This window comes from Stutzerimonas sp. NM35 (assembly GCF_054604355.1).
In genome coordinates this window covers 4,071,611-4,092,559 of the sequence record NZ_CM137728.1, presented here as the reverse complement: position 1 = coordinate 4,092,559, position 20,949 = coordinate 4,071,611, and the positions used below count along the sequence as shown (strand labels likewise).

17 protein-coding genes are annotated in these 20,949 nt (G+C 63.3%); 6 read left to right on the top strand and 11 right to left on the bottom strand.

Translation table 11 applies throughout. From position 1 onward, the window contains the following. The first annotated feature begins 71 nt into the window (after positions 1 to 71). From ACYCFC_RS18890 to ACYCFC_RS18880, 3 genes are all read left to right on the top strand, one after another. Positions 72 to 2,291: a primosomal protein N' gene (locus ACYCFC_RS18890; protein WP_459652572.1), complete on the top strand. Its 2,220-nt coding sequence runs from the start codon at positions 72 to 74 to the stop codon at positions 2,289 to 2,291. Between the two features lie 103 nt (positions 2,292 to 2,394). Then, positions 2,395 to 4,134: an arginine--tRNA ligase gene (gene argS / locus ACYCFC_RS18885; RefSeq protein WP_181082841.1), complete on the top strand. Its 1,740-nt coding sequence runs from the start codon at positions 2,395 to 2,397 to the stop codon at positions 4,132 to 4,134. Then, complete coding sequence (locus ACYCFC_RS18880; RefSeq protein WP_459652571.1) at positions 4,135 to 4,800, top strand: SPOR domain-containing protein; 666 nt, start codon at positions 4,135 to 4,137, stop codon at positions 4,798 to 4,800. A gap of 45 nt (positions 4,801 to 4,845) precedes the next feature. Here the strand turns inward: ACYCFC_RS18880 and ACYCFC_RS18875 are convergent, their stop codons facing one another. From ACYCFC_RS18875 to trxA, 4 genes are all read right to left on the bottom strand, one after another. Continuing rightward, complete coding sequence (locus ACYCFC_RS18875; protein ID WP_459652570.1) at positions 4,846 to 5,817, bottom strand: CDP-6-deoxy-delta-3,4-glucoseen reductase; 972 nt, start codon at positions 5,815 to 5,817, stop codon at positions 4,846 to 4,848. A 114-nt stretch (positions 5,818 to 5,931) separates the two neighbouring features. Next, positions 5,932 to 7,398 carry a 4-hydroxy-3-polyprenylbenzoate decarboxylase gene (ubiD, locus tag ACYCFC_RS18870; protein ID WP_459652569.1) on the bottom strand — a complete coding sequence of 489 codons (1,467 nt, stop codon included), beginning with the start codon at positions 7,396 to 7,398 and terminating at the stop codon, positions 5,932 to 5,934. 100 nt (positions 7,399 to 7,498) lie between these two features. Next, positions 7,499 to 8,758 carry a transcription termination factor Rho gene (gene rho, locus ACYCFC_RS18865; RefSeq protein WP_181082837.1) on the bottom strand — a complete coding sequence of 420 codons (1,260 nt, stop codon included), beginning with the start codon at positions 8,756 to 8,758 and terminating at the stop codon, positions 7,499 to 7,501. Between the two features lie 218 nt (positions 8,759 to 8,976). After that, the gene (trxA, locus tag ACYCFC_RS18860; RefSeq protein WP_181082836.1) at positions 8,977 to 9,303 is read right to left on the bottom strand and encodes a thioredoxin TrxA; all 327 of its coding nucleotides are present in this window, start codon (positions 9,301 to 9,303) and stop codon (positions 8,977 to 8,979) included. A gap of 210 nt (positions 9,304 to 9,513) precedes the next feature. Here trxA and ppx point away from each other — a divergent pair, with 210 nt between their 5' ends. Then, positions 9,514 to 11,013 (top strand): exopolyphosphatase, encoded by a 1,500-nt coding sequence (gene ppx, locus ACYCFC_RS18855; protein ID WP_459652568.1) that lies wholly within the window; start codon positions 9,514 to 9,516, stop codon positions 11,011 to 11,013. A gap of 173 nt (positions 11,014 to 11,186) precedes the next feature. Here ppx and ppk1 read toward each other — a convergent pair whose 3' ends face one another. Further along, positions 11,187 to 13,403 (bottom strand): polyphosphate kinase 1, encoded by a 2,217-nt coding sequence (ppk1, locus tag ACYCFC_RS18850; RefSeq protein WP_181082834.1) that lies wholly within the window; start codon positions 13,401 to 13,403, stop codon positions 11,187 to 11,189. Positions 13,404 to 13,421: 18 nt separating this feature from the next. Further along, complete coding sequence (gene hemB / locus ACYCFC_RS18845; RefSeq protein WP_459652567.1) at positions 13,422 to 14,435, bottom strand: porphobilinogen synthase; 1,014 nt, start codon at positions 14,433 to 14,435, stop codon at positions 13,422 to 13,424. A gap of 298 nt (positions 14,436 to 14,733) precedes the next feature. On the opposite strand from hemB, the gene elbB reads away from it, so the two are divergent. After that, positions 14,734 to 15,399: an isoprenoid biosynthesis glyoxalase ElbB gene (gene elbB, locus ACYCFC_RS18840; protein WP_181082832.1), complete on the top strand. Its 666-nt coding sequence runs from the start codon at positions 14,734 to 14,736 to the stop codon at positions 15,397 to 15,399. 146 nt (positions 15,400 to 15,545) lie between these two features. Here the strand turns inward: elbB and ACYCFC_RS18835 are convergent, their stop codons facing one another. The 4 genes from ACYCFC_RS18835 to ACYCFC_RS18820 are packed head-to-tail and all read right to left on the bottom strand — an operon-like array spanning position 15,546 to position 19,455. Beyond that, positions 15,546 to 16,178, bottom strand: a complete 633-nt coding sequence (locus ACYCFC_RS18835; RefSeq protein WP_459652566.1) for a LysE family transporter — start codon at positions 16,176 to 16,178, stop codon at positions 15,546 to 15,548. A 10-nt stretch (positions 16,179 to 16,188) separates the two neighbouring features. Further along, the gene (locus ACYCFC_RS18830) at positions 16,189 to 16,959 is read right to left on the bottom strand and encodes a TerC family protein (protein ID WP_459652565.1); all 771 of its coding nucleotides are present in this window, start codon (positions 16,957 to 16,959) and stop codon (positions 16,189 to 16,191) included. 7 nt (positions 16,960 to 16,966) lie between these two features. Beyond that, on the bottom strand, positions 16,967 to 17,548 hold the full coding sequence (locus ACYCFC_RS18825; RefSeq protein WP_459652564.1) for a mechanosensitive ion channel domain-containing protein: 582 nt from the start codon (positions 17,546 to 17,548) through the stop codon (positions 16,967 to 16,969). After that, on the bottom strand, positions 17,545 to 19,455 hold the full coding sequence (locus ACYCFC_RS18820; protein WP_459652563.1) for an ATP-binding cassette domain-containing protein: 1,911 nt from the start codon (positions 19,453 to 19,455) through the stop codon (positions 17,545 to 17,547). Before ACYCFC_RS18820 ends, ACYCFC_RS18825 begins: the two co-directional genes overlap by 4 nt. Positions 19,456 to 19,521: 66 nt before the next feature. Here ACYCFC_RS18820 and ACYCFC_RS18815 point away from each other — a divergent pair, with 66 nt between their 5' ends. Beyond that, the gene (locus ACYCFC_RS18815; RefSeq protein ID WP_459652562.1) at positions 19,522 to 20,001 is read left to right on the top strand and encodes a TIGR02444 family protein; all 480 of its coding nucleotides are present in this window, start codon (positions 19,522 to 19,524) and stop codon (positions 19,999 to 20,001) included. A 2-nt stretch (positions 20,002 to 20,003) separates the two neighbouring features. Here the strand turns inward: ACYCFC_RS18815 and ACYCFC_RS18810 are convergent, their stop codons facing one another. Further along, on the bottom strand, positions 20,004 to 20,732 hold the full coding sequence (locus ACYCFC_RS18810; protein ID WP_459652561.1) for an AlgP family protein: 729 nt from the start codon (positions 20,730 to 20,732) through the stop codon (positions 20,004 to 20,006). Positions 20,733 to 20,949: the final 217 nt, after the last annotated feature.

The window sequence follows — 20,949 nt, the reverse complement described above, 5'->3', positions numbered from 1 at the left end:
GCACACACCTTAAACAGGCTTCCCGCTTGCTGGATCGTTTACCATCGCCTTTCGCCGTCAAGGACTTCCGCGTGTCTCTCATACTTCGCCTTGCGCTGCCTTCCCCCCTGCGCAGCCTCTTCGATTATCGACCGCCCTCCGGTGTGCCCCATTCGGCACTGCGACCGGGAGCGCGGCTACGTGTACCCTTTGGCCGCCGCGAAGTGGTGGGCGTGCTGATTGAAGTCGCCTCGCACAGCGAAGTGCCGGAAGCGAAACTCAAGCCCGCGCTGGAATTGCTGGACAGCACGCCCCCGCTGCCACCTGCGCTGTTCAGGCTGTGCCTCTGGACCGCCCAGTACTATCAACACAGCCTTGGCGACACCTTCAGCTGGGCCTTGCCGGTGCTGTTGCGCCAGGGCGAGCCGGCCGAAGCCCGACAGGAACGCTTCTGGCATGCCGCCGCCGGCGCCCGAGCGGACGACCCTCGCCTGAACCGGGCCCCGCGCCAGCGTGAGGCACTGAAAACCATCGCTCAGCACCCTCATGGCGTCGCCCACTCACTGCTGAGCCAGTTGCAGCTGAGCAAGGACAGCCTCGATCAGCTGCTGCAAAAGGGCCTGCTGCGTATCGAGACGCGGCGCACTCACCAGGCCCGGCAGCATCAGGGCAGCTGGTTGCTGCAAGCGGAACTGCCGCTCAACCAGGAGCAGCGCGCCGCCTTCGAAGCCATTCGCGCCGGCCTCGATGGCTTCCAGGCCTTCCTTCTCGCGGGCGTCACCGGCAGCGGCAAGACCGAGGTCTACCTGCAGCTGATCCACCAGGTACTCAAGGCCGGCAAGCAGGCGCTGGTGCTGATCCCCGAGATCAACCTCGGCCCGCAGACACTGGCGCGCTTCGAGAAGCGCTTCAATGCCCGCATCGCCCTGCTGCATTCCAACGTCAATGATCGTGAACGGCTCGACGCCTGGCTGGCTGCCCGTGACGGCGAAGCCGACATCATCATCGGGACGCGCTCGGCGCTCTTCACGCCGATGAAGAAGCCGGGGCTGATCATCCTCGACGAAGAACACGACGCCTCTTATAAACAGCAGGAAGGCCTGCGCTACCACGCCCGCGACCTGGCAATCGTCAGGGCGCGCCAGGAGAATCTGCCCGTTGTACTGGGTTCGGCGACGCCCTCGCTGGAAAGCCTGCACAACGCCCATATCGGTCGCTACGCGCTGCTCAGGCTGACGCAGCGTGCCGGTGGGGCGCAGGCTCCGCGATTCCTGCGGCTGGACGTGAAAAGCCGCCCGCTGGATTCGGGCATCTCGGGGCCGCTGCAACAGGCCATGGCGCAGACACTCGCCGCCGGTCAGCAGGTGCTGGTGTTTCTCAATCGTCGCGGCTTCGCGCCTTCCCTGCTCTGTCACGATTGCGGATGGCTCAGCCAGTGTCCGCGCTGCGATGCGCGCATGACCCTGCATCAGCGCCACAACGAGCTGCGCTGCCACCATTGCGGCCATGTCGAGCGCCCACCGCTGAACTGCCCGCAATGCAACAAAGTCGATCTGCGCCCCGTGGGGGCCGGCACCGAACGCGCCGAGGAGCGCCTGGGCATTCTCTTCCCGGATTTTCCGGTACTGCGCATCGACCGTGACAGCACGGCACGCAAGGGCTCGATGGAGCAGTTGCTGAGCATCATCAACCGAGGCGAGCCCTGCCTGCTGGTGGGCACCCAGATGCTCGCCAAGGGCCATCACTTTCCACGCGTCACGCTGGTGGCCATTCTCGACGCCGATGGCGGGCTGTTTTCGGCGGACTTCCGCGCCAGCGAACGCATGGCGCAGCTCATCGTGCAGGTCGCCGGGCGTGCCGGTCGTGCCGAAGAGCCCGGCAAGGTGATCATCCAGACCCACCTTGCCGACCATCCGCTGCTGGTACAGCTGACCGAACAGGGCTATTTCGCCTTCGCCGAGCAGGCCCTGAGCGAACGCCGCGCCGCCGGCCTGCCGCCGTTCAGCCACCTGGCATTGCTGCGCGCCGAGGCGCAGAAGCCAGGCCAGGCCGAAGACTTCCTCGATCAGGCCTGCGGCGAGGCGGAACAACTGCTGACAGAACTCGAACTGACCGGTATCGAACTGCTGGGGCCGGTCCCGGCACCCATGGAGCGCCGCGCCGGGCGATTTCGCGCGCAACTGCTGCTGCAAGGCAGTGCCCGCACACCGCTGCACCGCCTGATGAACGCCTGGCTGCCACGGGTCGAGCAGCTCCCCGGGAGTCGTTCGGTGCGCTGGTCGCTGGATGTCGACCCGATAGATCTGTTTTAGCCAGCTATCCCGCTCGTCGGGTCGGTGAAACGTGACCCGACCTGCCTGCTGCTCCTATAATGTGCGGTTTTCGACCAATGCCTCCGGGCCGACCGAGCAGACGATGAAAGACAGTATTCGCCACCTCATTCAGCAAGCCCTGATCCGTCTCACCGCCGAAGGTGTGTTGCCGGAAGGACTGACGCCCGCGATCCAGGTGGAGAACACGCGCGACAAGACCCACGGCGACTTCGCCAGCAACATCGCCATGATGCTGGCCAAGCCTGCCGGCATGAAGCCACGCGACCTGGCGCAGAAGCTCATCGAGGCGCTGCCGCAGGATGCGCAGGTCACCAAGGTCGAGATCGCCGGGCCGGGTTTCCTGAATTTCTTCCAGAACACCGATGCGCTAGCCGGACGCCTGGAGGCGGCGCTGGCCGATCCGCAGCTGTCGGTATGCAAGGCCGGCGCGGCGCAGCGCGTGGTGATCGACCTTTCCTCGCCGAACCTGGCCAAGGAAATGCACGTCGGCCACCTGCGCTCGACCATCATTGGCGATGCTGTGGGCCGCGTACTGGAATTTCTCGGCGACACGGTGTTCCGTCAGAACCACGTCGGCGACTGGGGCACCCAGTTCGGCATGCTGCTGGCCTATCTCGAAGAAAAACCGGTCGCCGCGCAGACCGAGCTCTCCGATCTGGAGCAGTTCTACCGCGCGGCCAAGCAACGCTTCGACGAATCCAGCGAATTCGCCGACCGCGCCCGCGAGCTGGTGGTGAAGCTGCAGGCCGGCGATGCGGACTGCCTGCGTCTATGGACGCGCTTCAACGAGATTTCCCTGTCGCACTGCCAAAAGCTCTACGACCGGCTCAACGTCAAGCTGACCCCTATGGATGTCAAGGGCGAAAGCGCCTACAACGCCGAGCTGCCCGGCATCGTCGACGCCCTGCGTGACAAGGGCCTGCTGACCGAGGACAACGGCGCTCAATGCGTCTTCCTCGACGAATTCAAGAACGCCGAAGGCAATCCGCTGCCGGTGATCGTGCAGAAGGCCGGTGGCGGCTACCTCTACGCCACCACCGACCTGGCCGCCATGCGCTATCGCAGCCAGCAGTTGCAGGCGGACCGCGTGCTGTATTTCGTCGACCAGCGCCAGGCACTGCACTTTCAGATGGCTTTCGAAGTCGCACGCCGCGCCGGCTTCGTGCATGACGGCATGCAGCTGGAACACATGGGCTTCGGCACCATGAACGGCGCCGATGGCCGTCCGTTCAAGACTCGCGATGGCGGCACCGTAAAGCTGGTCGACCTGCTCGATGAAGCCGAACAGCGCGCCTACGCCCTGGTAAAAAGCAAGAACTCGGATCTGGACGAGGCTGAGCTTCGCACCATCGCCCGTTCCGTAGGCATCGGAGCGGTCAAGTACGCCGACCTGTCCAAGCACCGCACAAGCGACTACCGCTTCAACTTCGAGCTGATGCTGAGCTTTGAAGGCAATACCGCGCCCTATCTGCTGTACGCCTATACCCGTGTGGCCAGCGTGTTCCGCAAGCTGGGCAAAGGCATCGACGAAATCGCCGGACATATCCAACTGGATGCCGAGCAGGAGCTGACCCTGGCCGCCAGGCTCGCACAGTTCGGCGAAGTGCTGAACAGCGTCGGCGAAAAAGGTGAACCGCACTTGCTGTGCACGTATCTGTACGACCTGGCCGGCCTGTTCTCCAGTTTTTACGAGCACTGCCCGATCCTCGGCGCCGAGAGCGAAGCCGTGAAACAGAGCCGCCTGCGCCTGGCTGCCCTTACCGGCAAGACCCTCAAGCAGGGCCTGGAACTGCTCGGCCTGGAAACCCTGGAGCGCATGTAAGTGGCCGCCCGGAAAAAGCCCGCGCCCAAGCGCGGCGCCAGCCGCTACCAGGCCCCCGCGAAAAAGCCCGTTCCCGGCTGGATCTGGCTGGTCTGTGGCCTGGTGATTGGTGGCTTCATCATGTTCCTGATGAATCTGGAGCCGGGCGGTGAAGAGGTCAAGCGCAACAAGGAAACCCCCAAGCCGGTCCGCGAGCAACCCAAGCGCACCAGTCCGACGGAGCAGCCGCCGAAGCCCAAGTACGATTTCTATACGTTGCTGCCCGAATCGGAAGTGATTCTGCCGCCCGAGATCAAGCAACCCGAGCCGCCACCGAGCAAGCCGGTGACACCGGAAGAGGCGGCGAAGATCGACGAAGCCCGCGCCCAGGCCGCACTCAACGGAGAAGTACCGCCGCCACCACCGACCGTGGCCAAGGCACCGGTGGTCCAGTTCTTCCTGCAGGCCGGCTCGTTCCGCCAGCAGGCAGAGGCCGACCGCGTGCGAGCCCAGATCATCCTGCTCGGCCAGGACGTGCGCGTGGAAAGCGTGCGGGTACGCGACGAGCCCTGGTTCCGCGTGCTGGTCGGCCCCTACAACAGCCGCGAACAGTTGAATGCGGCGCAGAAGACTCTGGCCGCCAGTGGTTACAAGAATCTGCTACTGCAACAGCGGCAGGTGCGCTGAAACAAGAACGCCGGGCTAGCCCGGCGTTTTTCCTTCACGCTTTCCTCAGACTTCGCGCGGTGCATAAGCGAACACATCGGCACGCATCTGATGCGGGTCCATCCCAGCTCCCACCAGCGCATCCAGAGTGCCGTAAACCATGGCCGGCGAGCCACTGGCATAGACGTGCAGCGGCTTGAGGTCGGCAAAGTCTTCGCAGACCGCCTCGTGCAGCATGCCGCAGCGCCCCTCCCAGCCACAGACGTCGCTGACCACCCGATGCAGGTGCAGGTTGGGCATGCCCAACCATTCGTCCCAGTGCGGCAGCTGATAAAAATCCTCGGGGCGGCGCACGCCCCAGTACAGATGTACCGGATGCACGAAACCGGCCGCACGGCAATATTCGATCAGGCTATGCATCTGCGCCATACCGGTTCCTGCAGCGATCAGCACCAACGGCCCCTCGGGCAGCTCCGCCAGATGGGTATCACCGAATGGCAGCTGGATGCGGGCAAAACCTTGTCTGCGGATGAATGCCAGCAGCTCGATGACCGAATCCTCGCGCGCCAGCACATGCAGCTCCAGTTCACGACCAGAGCCCGGCGCAGAAGCCAGGGAAAACGCCGACCATTCACCATCCTCGCGCTGTAGCAGCAGGTACTGCCCCGCGTAATAGCGCGGCTGTCGCCCTGCAGGCAGCCTCAACACCAGACGCACCACATCGCCGCCCAGCTCCTGGCACTCCGCCAGCTGGCAACTCAGTTCCCGCGCAGGCAGCTCGCCCGGCGCCAGCACACCATCCCAGAGCACCACGCAATCCTCCAGCGGCTCGGCCATGCAGGCCAGCAGCTCGCCATGATCACGAATCTCGTCGCCTTGGCGCACGCGGCCTTCCACCAGAAGCGAGGCGCAGATATGGCAATTGCCGTTGCGACAGCTTTGCGGGCATTCGTAGCCCAGTCGCTTGGCAGCATCGAGAATGCGTTCGCCCGACCGGACATCGAGCACGGTGCCGGCAGGTTGCAAGGTTACTTTCATATGCACGTCATCCATTGAACGGGGCAGGCCCGCCAAGGCTCCGGACGAGTTCCAACAGACCATCGAAAACCATCTGCGCTTTCAACGGCCTGTTACCCGCCTCTTTCAGTTATGTCAGTCGATGCCCAGCTGCGACCAGAGTTCATCCACACGCCGCTTCACCGCCGGGTCCTGGACGATGGCGCGCCCCCATTCGCGGCTGGTCTCACCTGGCCACTTGTGTGTCGCATCGAGGCCCATCTTCGAACCCAGGCCGGAGATCGGCGAGGCGAAGTCGAGGTAGTCGATCGGCGTATTGTCGATCAGCACTGTGTCGCGCTTGGGATCCATGCGCGTGGTAATGGCCCAGATCACATCGTTCCAGTCACGGGCGTTGATGTCATCGTCAGTGACGATGACGAACTTGGTGTACATGAACTGGCGCAGGAAGCTCCACACGCCGAGCATCACCCGCTTGGCATGGCCAGGGTACTGCTTCTTGATGGTCACCACCGCCATGCGATACGAGCAGCCTTCGGGCGGCAGGTAGAAGTCGACGATCTCCGGGAACTGCTTCTGCAGGATCGGCACGAACACTTCGTTCAGCGCCACGCCGAGAATCGCCGGCTCGTCCGGCGGGCGCCCGGTGTAGGTGCTGTGGTAGATCGGGTCCTTGCGGTGGGTGATGCGCTCGACGGTGAATACCGGGAAGCTGTCTACCTCGTTGTAGTAGCCGGTGTGGTCGCCATAGGGACCTTCGTCGGCCATCTCGCCGGGATAGATATGCCCTTCAAGCACGATTTCCGCTCCGGCCGGCACCTGCAGGTCGCTGCCGCGACATTTCACCAGTTCGGTGCGCGAACCGCGCAGCAGGCCGGCAAAGGCATATTCGGACAGCGAATCAGGTACTGGCGTGACCGCACCCAGGATGGTCGCCGGATCGGCACCGAGCGCCACCGCCACCGGATAGGGCCGGTCCGGGTACTTTTCACACCACTCGCGATAGTCCAGCGCACCGCCACGATGGCTGAGCCAGCGCATGATGACCTTGTTGCGGCCAATCACCTGCTGGCGGTAGATGCCCAGGTTCTGCCGCTCCTTGTTGGGACCCTTGGTGATGGTCAGGCCCCAGGTGATCAGCGGTGCCGCATCACCCGGCCAGCAGGTCTGCACCGGCAACGCGGACAGATCGACATCCTCACCTTCGACGATCACTTCCTGACAGGGTGCATCCTTGAGCACCTTGGGCGCCATACTGATGACCTTCTTGAAGATCGGCAGCTTGCTCCAGGCATCCTTGAGCCCCTTGGGTGGCTCCGGCTCCTTCAGATAGGCCAGCAACTTGCCGATCTCGCGCAACTCGCTCACCGAGTCAGCCCCCATGCCCAGCGCAACACGTTCAGGCGTGCCGAACAGGTTACCCAGCACGGGCATGTCGAAGCCGGTCGGGTTCTCGAAGAGCAGCGCCGGCCCCTGCTTGCGCAACGTACGGTCGCAGATCTCGGTCATTTCCAGAACGGGGGAAACCGGCACGGCTATGCGCTTGAGCTCGCCGCGCTGTTCGAGGACGCGAATGAAATCGCGCAGGTCGGTGTATTTCATCAGGCTTCTCGATAAAAGCGCCGAAGGCCGGAGGCCGGACGAAAAACCAGGTCTCGTCCCGCCTCCAGCCTTCAGCCTCAGGCGGCTCGCCGCCTGTCGATCACTTACGCTTCATGGACATGAAGAATTCGTCGTTGGTCTTGGTGTCCTTGAGCTTGTCGAGGAGGAACTCGATGGCGGCACTTTCATCCATCGGGTGCAGCAGCTTGCGCAGAATCCAGATGCGCTGCAACTCTTCCTCGCTGGTCAGCAACTCTTCGCGGCGGGTGCCGGAGCGGTTGATGTTGATGGCCGGGAACACGCGCTTCTCGGCGATGCGGCGATCCAGCTGCAGCTCCAGGTTGCCGGTGCCCTTGAATTCCTCGTAGATCACCTCGTCCATCTTCGAGCCGGTTTCCACCAGCGCGGTAGCGAGGATGGTCAGGCTGCCGCCCTCCTCGATGTTGCGCGCGGCGCCGAAGAAGCGCTTGGGTTTTTCCAGCGCGTGGGCATCGACACCACCGGTGAGCACCTTGCCGGAGCTGGGAATCACGGTGTTGTAGGCACGCGCCAGACGGGTGATGGAGTCGAGCAGGATGACCACATCCTTCTTGTGCTCGACCAGGCGCTTGGCCTTCTCGATGACCATCTCGGCGACCTGAACGTGGCGGGTCGGCGGCTCGTCGAAAGTGGAAGCGACCACTTCGCCGCGCACGGTGCGCTGCATTTCGGTCACTTCTTCCGGGCGCTCGTCGATCAGCAGGACGATCAGATGGCACTCGGGGTTGTTGCGGGTGATGTTGCTCGCGATGTTCTGCAGCATGATGGTCTTGCCCGCCTTCGGCGGGGCGACGATCAGGCCGCGCTGGCCCTTGCCGATCGGCGCGCAGAGATCGATCACGCGACCGGTCAGGTCTTCGGTGGAGCCGTTGCCGGCTTCCATCTTCAGGCGCTCGTTGGGGAACAGCGGCGTGAGGTTCTCGAAGAGGATCTTGTTCTTGGCGTTTTCCGGACGATCGAAGTTGATCGAGTCGACCTTGAGCAGTGCGAAGTAACGCTCACCTTCCTTCGGTGGCCGAATCTTGCCGACGATGCTGTCGCCAGTACGCAGATTGAAGCGGCGGATCTGGCTGGGCGAGACGTAGATATCGTCAGGGCCGGCCAGGTAGGAAGAATCCGCGGAGCGCAGGAAGCCAAAGCCATCCTGGAGGATCTCCAGCACGCCGTCACCGGAGATTTCCTCGCCGCTTTTCGCGTGTTTCTTGAGCAGGGAAAAAATCACGTCCTGCTTGCGCGAACGGGCCATGTTGTCGATGCCCATCTGTTCGGCCATTTCCAGCAGATCGGTGATGGACTTTTGCTTGAGTTCGGTCAGATTCATAGGAAGAGATCAGGAAGGATGAAGCGATTAGCTTGAGAAGCCGCGCAGCAGAATACGAACGGGTCGTTGTGCGATATGAGGCTGAAGTGCGTCGGCGACGAATGCAGAGGGCGACGGAAGAATCGTCGCGAGGCCGAATTTAGCATCGCTCAGGCGAGGCGTCCACCCCGTTGCAGCAAAAAGCCCCCGCGATTGCAGGGGCCTTAGCGGAGCGAGGCTCAGATGTTGCTGTCGAGAAACGCTGCCAGCTGAGACTTGGAAAGTGCCCCAACCTTGGTGGCTTCGACGTTGCCGTTCTTGAACAGCATCAGGGTCGGAATACCACGCACGCCATACTTGGGCGGTGTTTCCTGGTTCTCGTCAATGTTCAGCTTGCAAACCTTGAGCTTGCCTTCGTACTCCTTGGCAATCTCGTCGAGTACCGGCGCGATCATTTTGCACGGGCCACACCACTCCGCCCAGTAATCGACCAGAACAGGACCGTCCGCCTGGAGCACATCCTGCTCGAAGCTGCTGTCGCTGACATTGTTGATGTGCTCGCTCATGGAATGTCTCCAGGGTGAAAACCGAAAGTGACGCCATGATAGCCCGGCTTGGTAAGGACCGAAAGTCGCAGTCCATCGCCAAGCCCATTGCCGCATGGCGGCCCACTAGACCACCAGACAGACCCCAACGGGGAGTATTGCAGGGTGTTGCGCGTTGGCGTATGCCGATGATCGTGTCAGGATGTCACGATTTTTCACAGAGATCAGCCCATGCGCCAACCAGCCGCCGAACCCTTTCCACTGATCGCCGGCCTCGATCTGGGATCGAACAGCTTCCACATGGTGCTGGCACGCATCAGCAATGGTGAAGTGCGCATCCTCGAACGGCTCGGCGAAAAGGTCCAGTTGGCCGCCGGCATCAACGAACAGCGCATGCTGGACGAGGATGCCATGGAACGCGGCCTCGACTGCCTGCGCCGCTTTGCTCAACTGGTCAATCATCTGCCCCAGGGGGCTGTGCGCGTGGTCGGCACCAACGCCTTGCGCGAAGCCCGCAACCGGGCGTTGTTCATCCGCCAGGCGGAAGCCATCGTCAATCATCAGGTCGAGGTCATTTCCGGACGCGAGGAAGCGCGCCTGATCTACCTGGGGGTCGCCCACACCTTCCCGAGCGCAGCCGGCAAGCGCCTGGTGGTCGATATCGGCGGCGGCAGTACCGAATTCATCATCGGCGAAGGCTTCGACTCACACCTGCGCGAAAGCCTGCAGATGGGCTGCGTGAGTTTCACCCAGCGTTTTTTCCGTGACGGCAAGATCACCCCGGCACGTTACGCCCAAGCCTACACGGCAGCTCGCCTGGAGTTGATGAGCATCGAGCATGGTCTGCGCCGACTCGGCTGGCAGGACGCGGTCGGTGCGTCCGGCACCATCCGCGCGGTCGGCCTGGGCATCAAGGGCGCCGGCCTGGGCAACGGCGAGGTCACCCGCGAAGGCATTGGCTGGCTCAAGCGCAAGCTGTTCAAACTCGGCGACGTGGAAAAGATCGACATCGAGGGCGTCAAACCGGATCGGCGCAGTATTTTCCCGGCGGGTCTGGCGATCCTCGAAGCCATCTTCGACGCTCTGGAACTGAACGCCATGGCCCATTCCGAAGGCGCCCTGCGCGAAGGCGTGCTCTACGACCTGATTGGCCGCCATCATCAGGAAGACATCCGTGACCGCACTCTGAGCTTCCTCATGGAACGCTACCACGTGGATACGGAACAGGCCGCGCGCGTCGAGAGCAAGGCGCTGGAAGCCTTCGATCAGGTCGCGACCGACTGGGGCCTGAATGAGGACTGGCACCGCGAACTGCTGGCCTGGGCCGCGCGCGTGCATGAGGTGGGCCTGGACATCGCCCACTATCACTACCACAAGCACGGCGCCTACCTGATCGAGCACTCGGACCTGCCGGGTTTTTCCCGCCAGGATCAACTCATGCTGGCCCTGCTGGTACGCGGCCATCGACGCAACATCCCGCAGGACAAGTTCAGCGAAACCGGCGCCGACGCCGATACCCTGGTACGCCTGTGCATCCTTCTGCGCTTCGCCATTCTGTTCCACCATATCCGCTGCCACACCGCTTCCGAGGTGCAACTGAAGCCGGCTGAGCGCAGCCTCGAACTGGTTTTCCCGGATGGCTGGCTGGAAGCCAACCCGCTGACCCGCGCCGACTTCGAAGCCGAAGCCGCCTGGCTGGCACGGGTCGGTTATGAACTGCGGGTGAAATAGGCTGCCGAGGCCCTGGAAAGCCAGGGCCTGCTGAAAAGCCGAGAAAGCTGCGTGACTGAAGTCACTCCCACAGGCAACGAACCTGTGGGAGCGGTCGGGCGGCGTTCCGCTTTATCCACGAATATCGCGGCTGAAGCCGCTCCCACAGAAGCCAGCACACAAGCTGAAAGCGCTCAGCGCCCGCCGACCGGCGGGCTGGTCAGCCGCTCCAGCAGGGTGCCCTGAACGTTGCGTGGAAGCTGGTTGCCACTGGGGCTGTTACGCACGTAGCTGCCGTCGGGTTGCAGCAGCCAGCTCAGAGTGTTGTCGGTCAGGAACGCTTCCAGTTCCTTTTTCACCCGTGTCAGCAGTTTCTTGCCTTCCACCGGGAAGCAGGTTTCCACTCGCCGGTCGAGGTTGCGCTCCATCCAGTCGGCGCTGGACAGGTAGAGCTTCTCGTCGCCGCCGTTGAAGAAGTAGAACACCCGACTGTGTTCGAGGAAGCGGCCAATGATCGAGCGCACCTGGATATTGTGCGACACCCCGGCAATCCCCGGACGCAGGCAGCACATGCCGCGCACCACCAGATCGATGCGCACGCCCGTCTGACTGGCCTTGTACAGCGCCTTGATCATCTTCGGGTCGGTCAGTGAGTTGACCTTGAGCATGATGTGCGCAGGCTTGCCTTCGGCGGCATTCTGGGTTTCCTGGGCGATCAGGTCGAGCAGGGTCTTCTTCAGGGTGAAGGGCGCATGCAGGAGCTTCTTCATGCGCATGGTCTTGCCCATGCCGATCAGCTGGCTGAACAGTTTGGACACGTCCTCGCAGAGCGCATCATCGGAGGTCAGCATGCTGTAGTCGGTATACAGCCGCGCGTTACCGGCGTGGTAGTTGCCGGTGCCCAGGTGCGCGTAGCGACGCAGCTCGCCATTCTCGCGCCGCAGGATCAGCATCATCTTGGCGTGAGTCTTGTAGCCCACCACACCATAGATGACCACCGCCCCGGCCTGCTGCAGGCGACTGGCCAGCTGCAGGTTGGATTCCTCGTCGAAGCGCGCCCGCAACTCGATCACCGCGGTGACTTCCTTGCCGTTGCGCGCCGCCTCGACCAGCGCATTGACGATTTCCGAGTTGGCCCCGGAACGATACAGCGTCTGCTTGACCGCCAGCACGCAGGGGTCCTTGGCGGCTTCGCGCAGGAGGTCGATCACCGGCGTGAAGGACTCATAGGGATGCAGCAGCAGGATGTCCTGCTTGCCGACCACGTTGAAGATGTTTTCGCTGTTCTGCAGCAGCTTCGGAATCGCCGGAGTGAACGGCGTGTACTGCAGCTCCGGGTGGCTGTCCAGGCCGGTGACGCTGAACAGCCGGGTCAGGTTGACCGGACCGTTGACACGATAAAGCTCGCTCTCGCCCAGGCCGAACTGCTTGAGCAGAAAATCGGCGAGATGCGCCGGGCAGGTATCGACGACCTCCAGACGCACCGCATCGCCATAGCGCCGCGACATCAGCTCGCCGCGCAGCGCGCGGGCAAGATCCTCGACATCCTCGGTATCCACCGACAGGTCGGCGTTGCGGGTCAGGCGGAACTGGTAGCAGCCCTTGACCTTCATGCCATGGAACAGATCGTCGGCGTGGGCGTGAATCATCGACGAGAGGAACACATGGTTGGCGCCCGGCCCGCCCACTTCCTCGGGCACGCGGATGATGCGCGGCAGCAGTCGCGGCGCCGGAATGATCGCCAGGCCGGAGTCGCGACCGAAGGCATCGATGCCTTCCAGCTCGACGATGAAGTTCAGGCTCTTGTTCACCAGCAGCGGGAACGGGTGGGTCGGATCGAGGCCAATGGGGGTGATGATCGGTGCGATTTCCTCACGGAAATAGCGCCGCACCCAGGTCTTGATCTTGGCCGTCCAGTGACGCCGGCGGATGAAACGCACCTGCTGCTTGGCCAGTTCGGGCAGCAATACCTCGTTGAGGATGCTGTACTGGCGGTCGACCTGCTCATGCACCAGCTCGGAAATCCGCGCCAGCGCCTGATGCGGTTGCAGGCCATCGGCACCGGCCTGTTCGCGGGCGTAGGTGACCTGCTTCTTCAGGCCCGCCACGCGGATCTCGAAGAACTCGTCGAGGTTGCTGGAGAAGATCAGCAGGAACTTCAACCGCTCCAGCAGCGGACAGGATTCATCCAGCGCCTGTTCCAGCACACGAATATTGAACTGCAGCTGCGACAGCTCGCGATGGATATACAGGCTGCTGTCGTCCAGGTTCGGCACCGCAATCACCACCGCCGGTGCTTCCTCGACCACTTCGGGCTGCGTCACCAGCTCCGCCTCGGACACCGTCTGTTCCAGCACTTCACCGTTGACGATCTCCTGCAGGCCCTGCTCGCTGAGTTCTTGACTGTTCATCGCTCTGCCTCGGAGGGCTCACTGCCCTCGTTTCAACTGTTGTGCCGCCTGTTTGGCGAAATAGGTGAGAATGCCATCGGCTCCGGCACGCTTGAAGCCGACCAAAGACTCAAGGATCACCGCTTCGCTCAGCCAGCCATTCTGGATCGCCGCCATGTGCATGGCGTACTCGCCGCTGACCTGATAGACGAAAGTGGGCGCCTTGAAGGCCTCCTTGACCCGCCAGACGATATCCAGATACGCCTGGCCCGGCTTGACCATCACCATGTCCGCGCCTTCGGCCAGATCGGCGCCGACTTCGTGCAGCGCCTCGTCGCCGTTGGCCGGGTCCATCTGATAGGTATTCTTGCTGCCCTTGCCCAGGTTCGCCGCCGAGCCCACCGCGTCGCGGAAAGGCCCGTAGTAGGCGCTGGCGTACTTGGCCGAGTAGGCCATGATGCGCACGTTGTGGTGCTCGGCCACTTCCAGCGCCTCGCGAATGGCCTGGATGCGACCGTCCATCATATCCGACGGCGCCACCACCTGGGCGCCGGCTTCGGCGTGGGACAGCGCCTGCCTGACCAGCGCATCGACGGTGACGTCGTTCTGCACGTAGCCGTCCGCGTCGAGGATGCCGTCCTGGCCATGGGTGGTGAAGGGGTCGAGCGCCACGTCGGTGATGATGCCCAGCTCGGGAAAACGCTCACGCAGCGCACGGGTGGCGCGCTGGGCGATACCGTCGGGGTTCCAGGCCTCGGCGGCGTCGAGGGATTTCTTTTCCAGCGGCGTGACCGGGAACAGCGCCAGCGCCGGGATACCCAGCGCCACCAGTTCCTCAGCCTCCTTTAGCAGCAGGTCGATGGACAGCCGCTCCACACCCGGCATCGAGGGCACCTGCTCGCGGCGGTTTTCGCCGTCGAGCACGAACACCGGCAGAATCAGGTCATCGACTGTCAGCACGTTCTCGCGCACCAGGCGCCGGGAAAAATCATCACGACGATTACGACGCAGACGAGTGGCGGGGAACAGCCGGCTGGCGGGAACGAGACTCACGACGAACTCCTGGCCCGCAGAACGGGCGAACATGACAGTTATAGGCCGCCCATATGACGAGAACATGACAGCGATATGGGCGCGACGCCAAAGCCCGACCATTGTCGCCAGCCATGCCGATGTCTGCCAGTGCTTTGAGCATTCAGCGCGCAGCAATGAACGCGCGCACCTGCAGCGAATCCAAGACTACAGAGCGGGATTTACCTTGATCCGCCCCAGGCAGTAGCATCGAATACATTCTGCAGCGCCCTGTCAGGACCTGATACCGGGCCGTTTGAACTTGACCAGGAGTACCACCATGAACAAGAAAGTCGCCGTGATTCTTTCCGGCTGTGGCGTCTACGACGGCTCGGAAATCTACGAGAGCGTCATCACTCTGCTGCGGCTGGATCAGCGCGGTGCCAAGGTGCAATGCTTCGCACCGAACATTGCGCAGCTGCACGTGATCAATCACCTCACCGGCGAGGAAATGCCCGAGTCTCGTAACGTACTGACCGAATCGGCGCGCCTGGCCCGTGGCGAGATCAAGGACCTGCGCGAGCTGGATGCCGTGGAGTTCGACGCCCTGATCATGCCGGGCGGTTTCGGCGCGGCGAAGAATCTGTCCGACTTCGCCAGTCAGGGTGCCGACTGCAAAGTTCTGCCGGATGTCCTCTCCGCCGCCCAGGCCTTTGCCCAGGCAGGCAAGCCCGTCGGAATGATGTGTATCGCACCGACCATGGCCGCACAGGTCTTCGGCCCCGGCGTGGTCTGCACCCTGGGCAATGATGATGATCCGGCAGCCGCTGCCGCGCGCACCATGGGCGCCGAACACCAGCCCTGCGAGGTCAGCGAGATCACCGAGGATTCGAAACACAAACTCATCACCACACCCGCCTATATGCTGGCGCAATCGATCAGCGAAGCAGCCTCGGGCATCTACAAGCTGGTGGACCGGGTGCTGGAGCTGACGGTCAGCAAATAAGGCTCACCGGGCCGGCAGCTACGGAGGTGGGTCACGCTGCTTCAACGGAAACCGTCACCCACCGCTGTAGGGCCGAACTTGTTCGGCCACCTGTCGCAAGAGGCCGAACAAGTTCGGCCCTATGGGATGTGAGCAGCGACACCCACCTACGCCGCCGCTTTTCGCACCGTCGCCAATAATGCCGCGGCAGCGGCGAACATCGTCGCGAAGCTGCGGTTGACCAGGCGCTGCTGGCGCGGGGTGCGCAGCAGCCGCAGGACCCTGGCGGCCAGGCCCGTATAGCCGGCCATCACCACCAGATCGACCATCACCATGGTCGCCGCCATTTCCACGTACTGCAGCACGAGCGGTCGTTGCGGGTCGAGAAACTGCGGCAGCACCGCCAGGATGAAGACGATCGCCTTGGGATTGCTGGCATTGATCAGAAAGCCCCGGAACACCAGTGCCAACGGACGCCCGATGGGCCGTGGCATGGCCGAATCGTCCAGCGCCTCGGGAATCGCCTGCCATTGCCGGAACGCGAGCCACAGCAGGTAGGCGACACCGAACCACTTGATCAGGCTGAACGCCAGCGACGAAGCCGCCAGCACCGCGCCCACCCCCGCCGCGACGACGGCAATCTGCAGCACCAGCGCCAGCTGCAGGCCAATGGCGTTCCAGTAGCCGCGCCAGAAGCCATAGCGCAACCCGCAGGACATCGAGGCGATGGCGCCGGCACCCGGCGACAGGCTGATCACCCAGCAGGCGACGAAGAAAGCCAACCAGGCTTCAAGCGACATGGCTCAGCCCTCAGTCTTTCAGGTCGGGCATATCCTTGCCCAGTTTCACCGGCTCCTTGAGCGGGCGCTTCATGGCCTTGCGCATGCGAATGTTCAGTGCCTCGACGCCCAGCGAGAAGGCCATGGCGAAGTAGACGTAGCCCTTGGGCACGTGCACATCGAACGCCTCGGCCACCAGCAGGGTGCCGACCACGATCAGGAACGACAGCGCGAGAATCTTCAGGGTCGGGTGCTTCTCGATGAAGTCGCTGATGGTGCCGGCGGACAGCATCATCACCAGGACCGCGATGACGATGGCCGCCACCATCACCGGCACGTTGTCCACCAGACCCACCGCAGTGATGACCGAGTCCAGCGAGAAGATGATGTCGATGACGGCGATCTGCAGGATCACGCTGGTGAAGCCGGCCTTCGCCGCACCACCGGCATCGGCGGGTTTTTCCTCCTCACCCTCAACGCTGTGCCAGATTTCCATGGTGCTCTTGAACAGCAGGAACAGCCCTCCGAAGAACAGGATCAGGTCACGACCGGAGACGCCTTCGCCCCAGACGGTGAACAGGTCCGCGGTCAGGCGCATGACCCAGGTGATCGAGAGCAGCAGCAGGATTCGCGTACCCATCGCCAGCGACAGGCCGAAGAACCGTGCCTTGGGCTGCTGCGCCTTGGGCAGGCGGCTGACCAGAATGGAGATGAAGATGATGTTGTCGATGCCCAGGACGATTTCCAGGGCGGTCAGGGTCAGAAACGCGACCCAGATTTCAGGGCTGCTAAGCCATTCCATGAAGGGATTACTCGTGGGATATAGGTTTGATTGACTGGATCTCGGCCCCGCGCCAGCGACGCACGACCTTCTGGAAGAACAGACTGTTGGGCACCTGCACGGTGGCGCCGGTTCCGTCTTCGTTCACCTCTTGCAGCGTAGTGTAGAGCAGGTTGATATCCATCACCCGGCCCTTGACGATCGGCTTCTCGAAGCTCTCCACCAGCTCCACCAGGTCGCCGAGGCGAAAGGGGCCGACGGTCATGATCAGCACGGCGCAGAGCAGGTTCGACAGCACGCTCCAGATGGCGAAGAAGGCGATGGCCGCCACCGCCACGAAACCGGAAAAGGCCGTCCAGAGCACCGTTGCCGAAACGCCGAAACGCTCCAGCACCATGATCAGCGCACCGCCGATGATGAACCAGCGGATGCCGCCACGCAGCGGCAACAACAGCTCGGGCGGCAGTGGATAGCGGCTGCCCAGTCGCGTCAGCCCACGCACCACGAGGCGCTGCAGGATATAGGCGATCAGCAGGATCAGCACGATCTGCAGGCCCAGCAGCAACTGGTCGCCCCACTCCTGGGAAAGAATCAGCAACTGTTCGTTCATGGGTTGGCCTCAAGTTGACCCTGCAGAGCTTCCAGCGCCTCGAGCGCCTCCATCCAGGACTCCTCCAGCGCGCCTTCGCACGCCTTCAACTCCGCCTGCCTGGCCAGCAGGTCGCGCAGTTCGTCCTTGCGCGCCGCTTCGTAGAGCGCGCTGTCGGCGAGACGCGCCTCGACGAGCGCGAGCTTTTCATGCACGCCGGCCAGCTCCTTTTCATGCTTTTCCGCCTGCCGCTTCAGGGGCGCCAGTTGCTGGCGCAACGCCGCAGCCGCCTGACGCAGCATGCGTTTGTCGGTCTTCTCGCCTGCCGAAACGGTCGCCGCGACGGGTTGCTGGCGAACCCGGTAGTCGGCCAGCCAGCGAGCATAGTCTTCAAGATCGCCTTCGAAGCAAACGACCCGCCCCTCGGCCACCAGCAGAAATTCATCGGTGGTGCTTTTGAGCAGATGCCGATCATGCGAGACCACCAGCACCGCACCCTCGAAATCCTGCAGGGCCAGCGTCAGTGCCAGGCGCATCTCCAGATCCAGGTGGTTGGTCGGTTCGTCCAGCAGCAGCAGGTTGGGCTTGCCCCAGGCGATCAGCGCCAGCGCCAGGCGCGCCTTCTCGCCACCGGAAAAGTTGAGCACCGGCTCATCGCAGCGGTTGCCGCGAAAATCGAAACCACCGAGGAAGTCGCGCAGCACCTGCTCGCGCTCGCCCGGGGCGATGCGTTGCAGGTGCAGCAACGGGCTGGCTTTGGCGTCGAGCGCATCGAGCTGGTGCTGGGCGAAATAGCCGATGACCAGGTTCTCGCCGCGCTGCAGGCGCCCGCCCAGGGGTTGCAGCTCATTGGCCAGGGTCTTGATCAGCGTCGATTTGCCCGCGCCATTGGGGCCGAGCAGGCCGATGCGCGCACCGGGCACCAGCTGCAATTTGACCTTCTCCAGCACCCGCTTGTCAGGGTAGCCGAGCGTGCCCTCGGCCAGGTCCAGCAGGGGGCTGGAGACCTTGTCCGCTTCGCGGAAGACGAAGTCGAATGGCGAATCGACATGCGCCGGCGCCAGCTCCTCGAGCCTCTCCAGCGCCTTGATCCGGCTCTGCGCCTGGCGTGCCTTGCTCGCCTTGGCCTTGAAGCGGCGGATGAAATCCTCCATGTGCTCGCGTTGCGCCTGCTGCTTCTCGAAGGCCTGCTGCTGTTGCGCCAGGCGCTCGGCACGTGCCCGCTCGAAGGCCGAATAGCCGCCGCGATAGAGGGTCAGCTTGCGCTGCTCGACATGCACCACGTTGCCGACCACCTCATCGAGGAAGTCGCGGTCATGGGAAATCAGCATCAGGGTGCCGGGATAGCTCTTCAGCCAGGCCTCCAGCCAGAGGATTGCATCCAGATCCAGGTGGTTGGTCGGCTCGTCGAGCAACAGCAGGTCGGAGGGGCACATCAGCGCCTGCGCCAGGTTCAGGCGCATCCGCCAGCCGCCGGAAAAACTGCTCACCGGCAGCAGCATCTGCTCGTTGGCAAAGCCAAGGCCGGCGAGCAGCTTGCGCGCACGCGCGTCGGCGCTGTAGCCGTCGGCATTGTCCAGTTCGGTATGCAACCGCGCCAGCGCACTGCCGTCATGCCCGGCCTCGGCAGCCGCCAGCTCGGCCTGAATCCGCCGCAGCTGCACATCGCCATCGAGCACATAGTCCACGGCCAGGCGGTCGAGCGTATCGACTTCCTGGCGCATATGGGCGATGCGCCAGTCCGGCGGCAACTGGCAGTCGCCACCATCGGGGGTGAATTCGCCGCGCAGCAGGGCGAACAGGCTGGATTTTCCGGCGCCATTGGCACCGACCAGCCCGACTTTCTGGCCGGGATGCAGGGTCAGCTCGGCGCCTTCCAGCAGACGCTGGGGGCCACGCTGTAGAGTCAGGTTCTGAAGTCGGATCATAATGGCGGCGGAGTTTATCAGTTCGCCTGGAATCCATCCGGGCGCCCATGAAAAAAATCACCCCCGATGCCCCCTGACGATTTGCGCGATTTTGCCCTGACCTGCTACGCACAGCCTGGCGTGGAAAGCGCCTGCCTTGAGCTGCAGGCCGCCGGTGCGGATGTCTGCCTGTTGCTTGCAGGCGCCTGGCTGGAACGACACGCCGTCGCCTGTACGGCAGAGCGTCTGCAACAGCTGAGGCGGCTTGGCGATGACTGGCAGGCTCAGGTGGTCGCACCGCTGCGCAGCCTGCGCCAGGCCTGGCGCGAACAGGCTGCGGCGGATGATGCACTGAGCGCCTTGCGCGAGCGGGTCAAGCAGCTGGAGCTGGATGCGGAATATATCCAGCTCGACCGGCTGCAACAGGCAACGCAGCACTGGACGGCTGCGCAGGGATCAGTCGACTGGCTGGGCGCACTTTGCAGCCCTCTCGGTGGCGATAGCCGTGCGCCGCTGGAAAAGCTGCGGCGCACGGCGATGGCGCTGGGGAAAAGCCGGGACAGCTGAGATCAGGATTCACTCGCCGGGGTCGCCGCCGGCTTGCGGGTGGCGGGTTTCTTTGCCGCAGCAGGCCGGGTTGCGGCTGGCTTTGGCGCAGTGGCGGGCTTGGCGCGACTGGCGGCTGGACGGGCAGCAGGCGCTTTGGTTGCAGTCGGCTTGTCTGCGACGGGCTGAGCGGCAGGTTTCGGCGCCGCAGCAGGCTTGCGGGCACGGGTAGCGGCTGCGGCTGAACGGGTCGAAGCTGCTGCAGGCTTGGCTGGAGCAGCCTTGGTTGCAGGCTTGGCAGTCCGAGCAGAAGGCCGTGCCGGTGCTTTCGCGACTGGCGCAGAAGCCTTGTCGCGCGCGGCCAGTGCCTGCACGGCAGCCTGCCCGACCTTGGTAACACCTTGGGCCAGCGTCAGACTCTTTTCAGCATCACGCTTGAGTTCGGCCAGATAACTCAGGGTTTCGTTTTGCCGCGCCTGCAGCAGCGCCAGCATGTCATCCAGTTCGGCCAGTTTCGAGCGCGCCTTGGCCTGCGCTTTCGACTTGCCAGCATTACCCGCCTCGTCGAGCCTGGCCCGAGTCTTGACCAGTTTTTCCTGAACCTTGCCACGCTGCTTTTCGAGCTTGGCAAGCAGCAGCTCCGGCTCTTTCTGCGCGTCGTCGCAGGCTTTCTGCAAATGTTCCACCAGGCTGCGCGAGAGCTGCTCGAGCAGATGCAACGGAGTGGTAACCGACTTTTTCTTCGCGGGCATGAAGACGCCTCCTGGCGATATGGGTCCGGCCATATTAGCAGGCCGGTGAAAAGCTATGTCCCTGTTGGCTGCTGCCGATGGACGCCCCCCTGCGGAGCGGGCCATGCCCGCGAAGCTTTTACGCGCTGAATATTCGCGCGCATGACTCGGCGTCCCTGCCCTCTACGGACTTTCGGAACGCAGCCGCACTGCGAGCAACACGCTATCGGACAGAGCC

Coding starts and splice junctions, on each gene's coding strand:
- argS (WP_181082841.1), top strand. CDS start 2,395: ATGAAAGACAGTATTCGCCACCTCATTCAGCAAGCCCTGATCCGTCTC.
- ACYCFC_RS18875 (WP_459652570.1), bottom strand. CDS start 5,817: ATGAAAGTAACCTTGCAACCTGCCGGCACCGTGCTCGATGTCCGGTCG.
- ubiD (WP_459652569.1), bottom strand. CDS start 7,398: ATGAAATACACCGACCTGCGCGATTTCATTCGCGTCCTCGAACAGCGC.
- rho (WP_181082837.1), bottom strand. CDS start 8,758: ATGAATCTGACCGAACTCAAGCAAAAGTCCATCACCGATCTGCTGGAA.
- trxA (WP_181082836.1), bottom strand. CDS start 9,303: ATGAGCGAGCACATCAACAATGTCAGCGACAGCAGCTTCGAGCAGGAT.
- ppx (WP_459652568.1), top strand. CDS start 9,514: ATGCGCCAACCAGCCGCCGAACCCTTTCCACTGATCGCCGGCCTCGAT.
- ppk1 (WP_181082834.1), bottom strand. CDS start 13,403: ATGAACAGTCAAGAACTCAGCGAGCAGGGCCTGCAGGAGATCGTCAAC.
- elbB (WP_181082832.1), top strand. CDS start 14,734: ATGAACAAGAAAGTCGCCGTGATTCTTTCCGGCTGTGGCGTCTACGAC.
- ACYCFC_RS18835 (WP_459652566.1), bottom strand. CDS start 16,178: ATGTCGCTTGAAGCCTGGTTGGCTTTCTTCGTCGCCTGCTGGGTGATC.
- ACYCFC_RS18830 (WP_459652565.1), bottom strand. CDS start 16,959: ATGGAATGGCTTAGCAGCCCTGAAATCTGGGTCGCGTTTCTGACCCTG.
- ACYCFC_RS18825 (WP_459652564.1), bottom strand. CDS start 17,548: ATGAACGAACAGTTGCTGATTCTTTCCCAGGAGTGGGGCGACCAGTTG.
- ACYCFC_RS18820 (WP_459652563.1), bottom strand. CDS start 19,455: ATGATCCGACTTCAGAACCTGACTCTACAGCGTGGCCCCCAGCGTCTG.
- ACYCFC_RS18815 (WP_459652562.1), top strand. CDS start 19,522: ATGCCCCCTGACGATTTGCGCGATTTTGCCCTGACCTGCTACGCACAG.
- ACYCFC_RS18810 (WP_459652561.1), bottom strand. CDS start 20,732: ATGCCCGCGAAGAAAAAGTCGGTTACCACTCCGTTGCATCTGCTCGAG.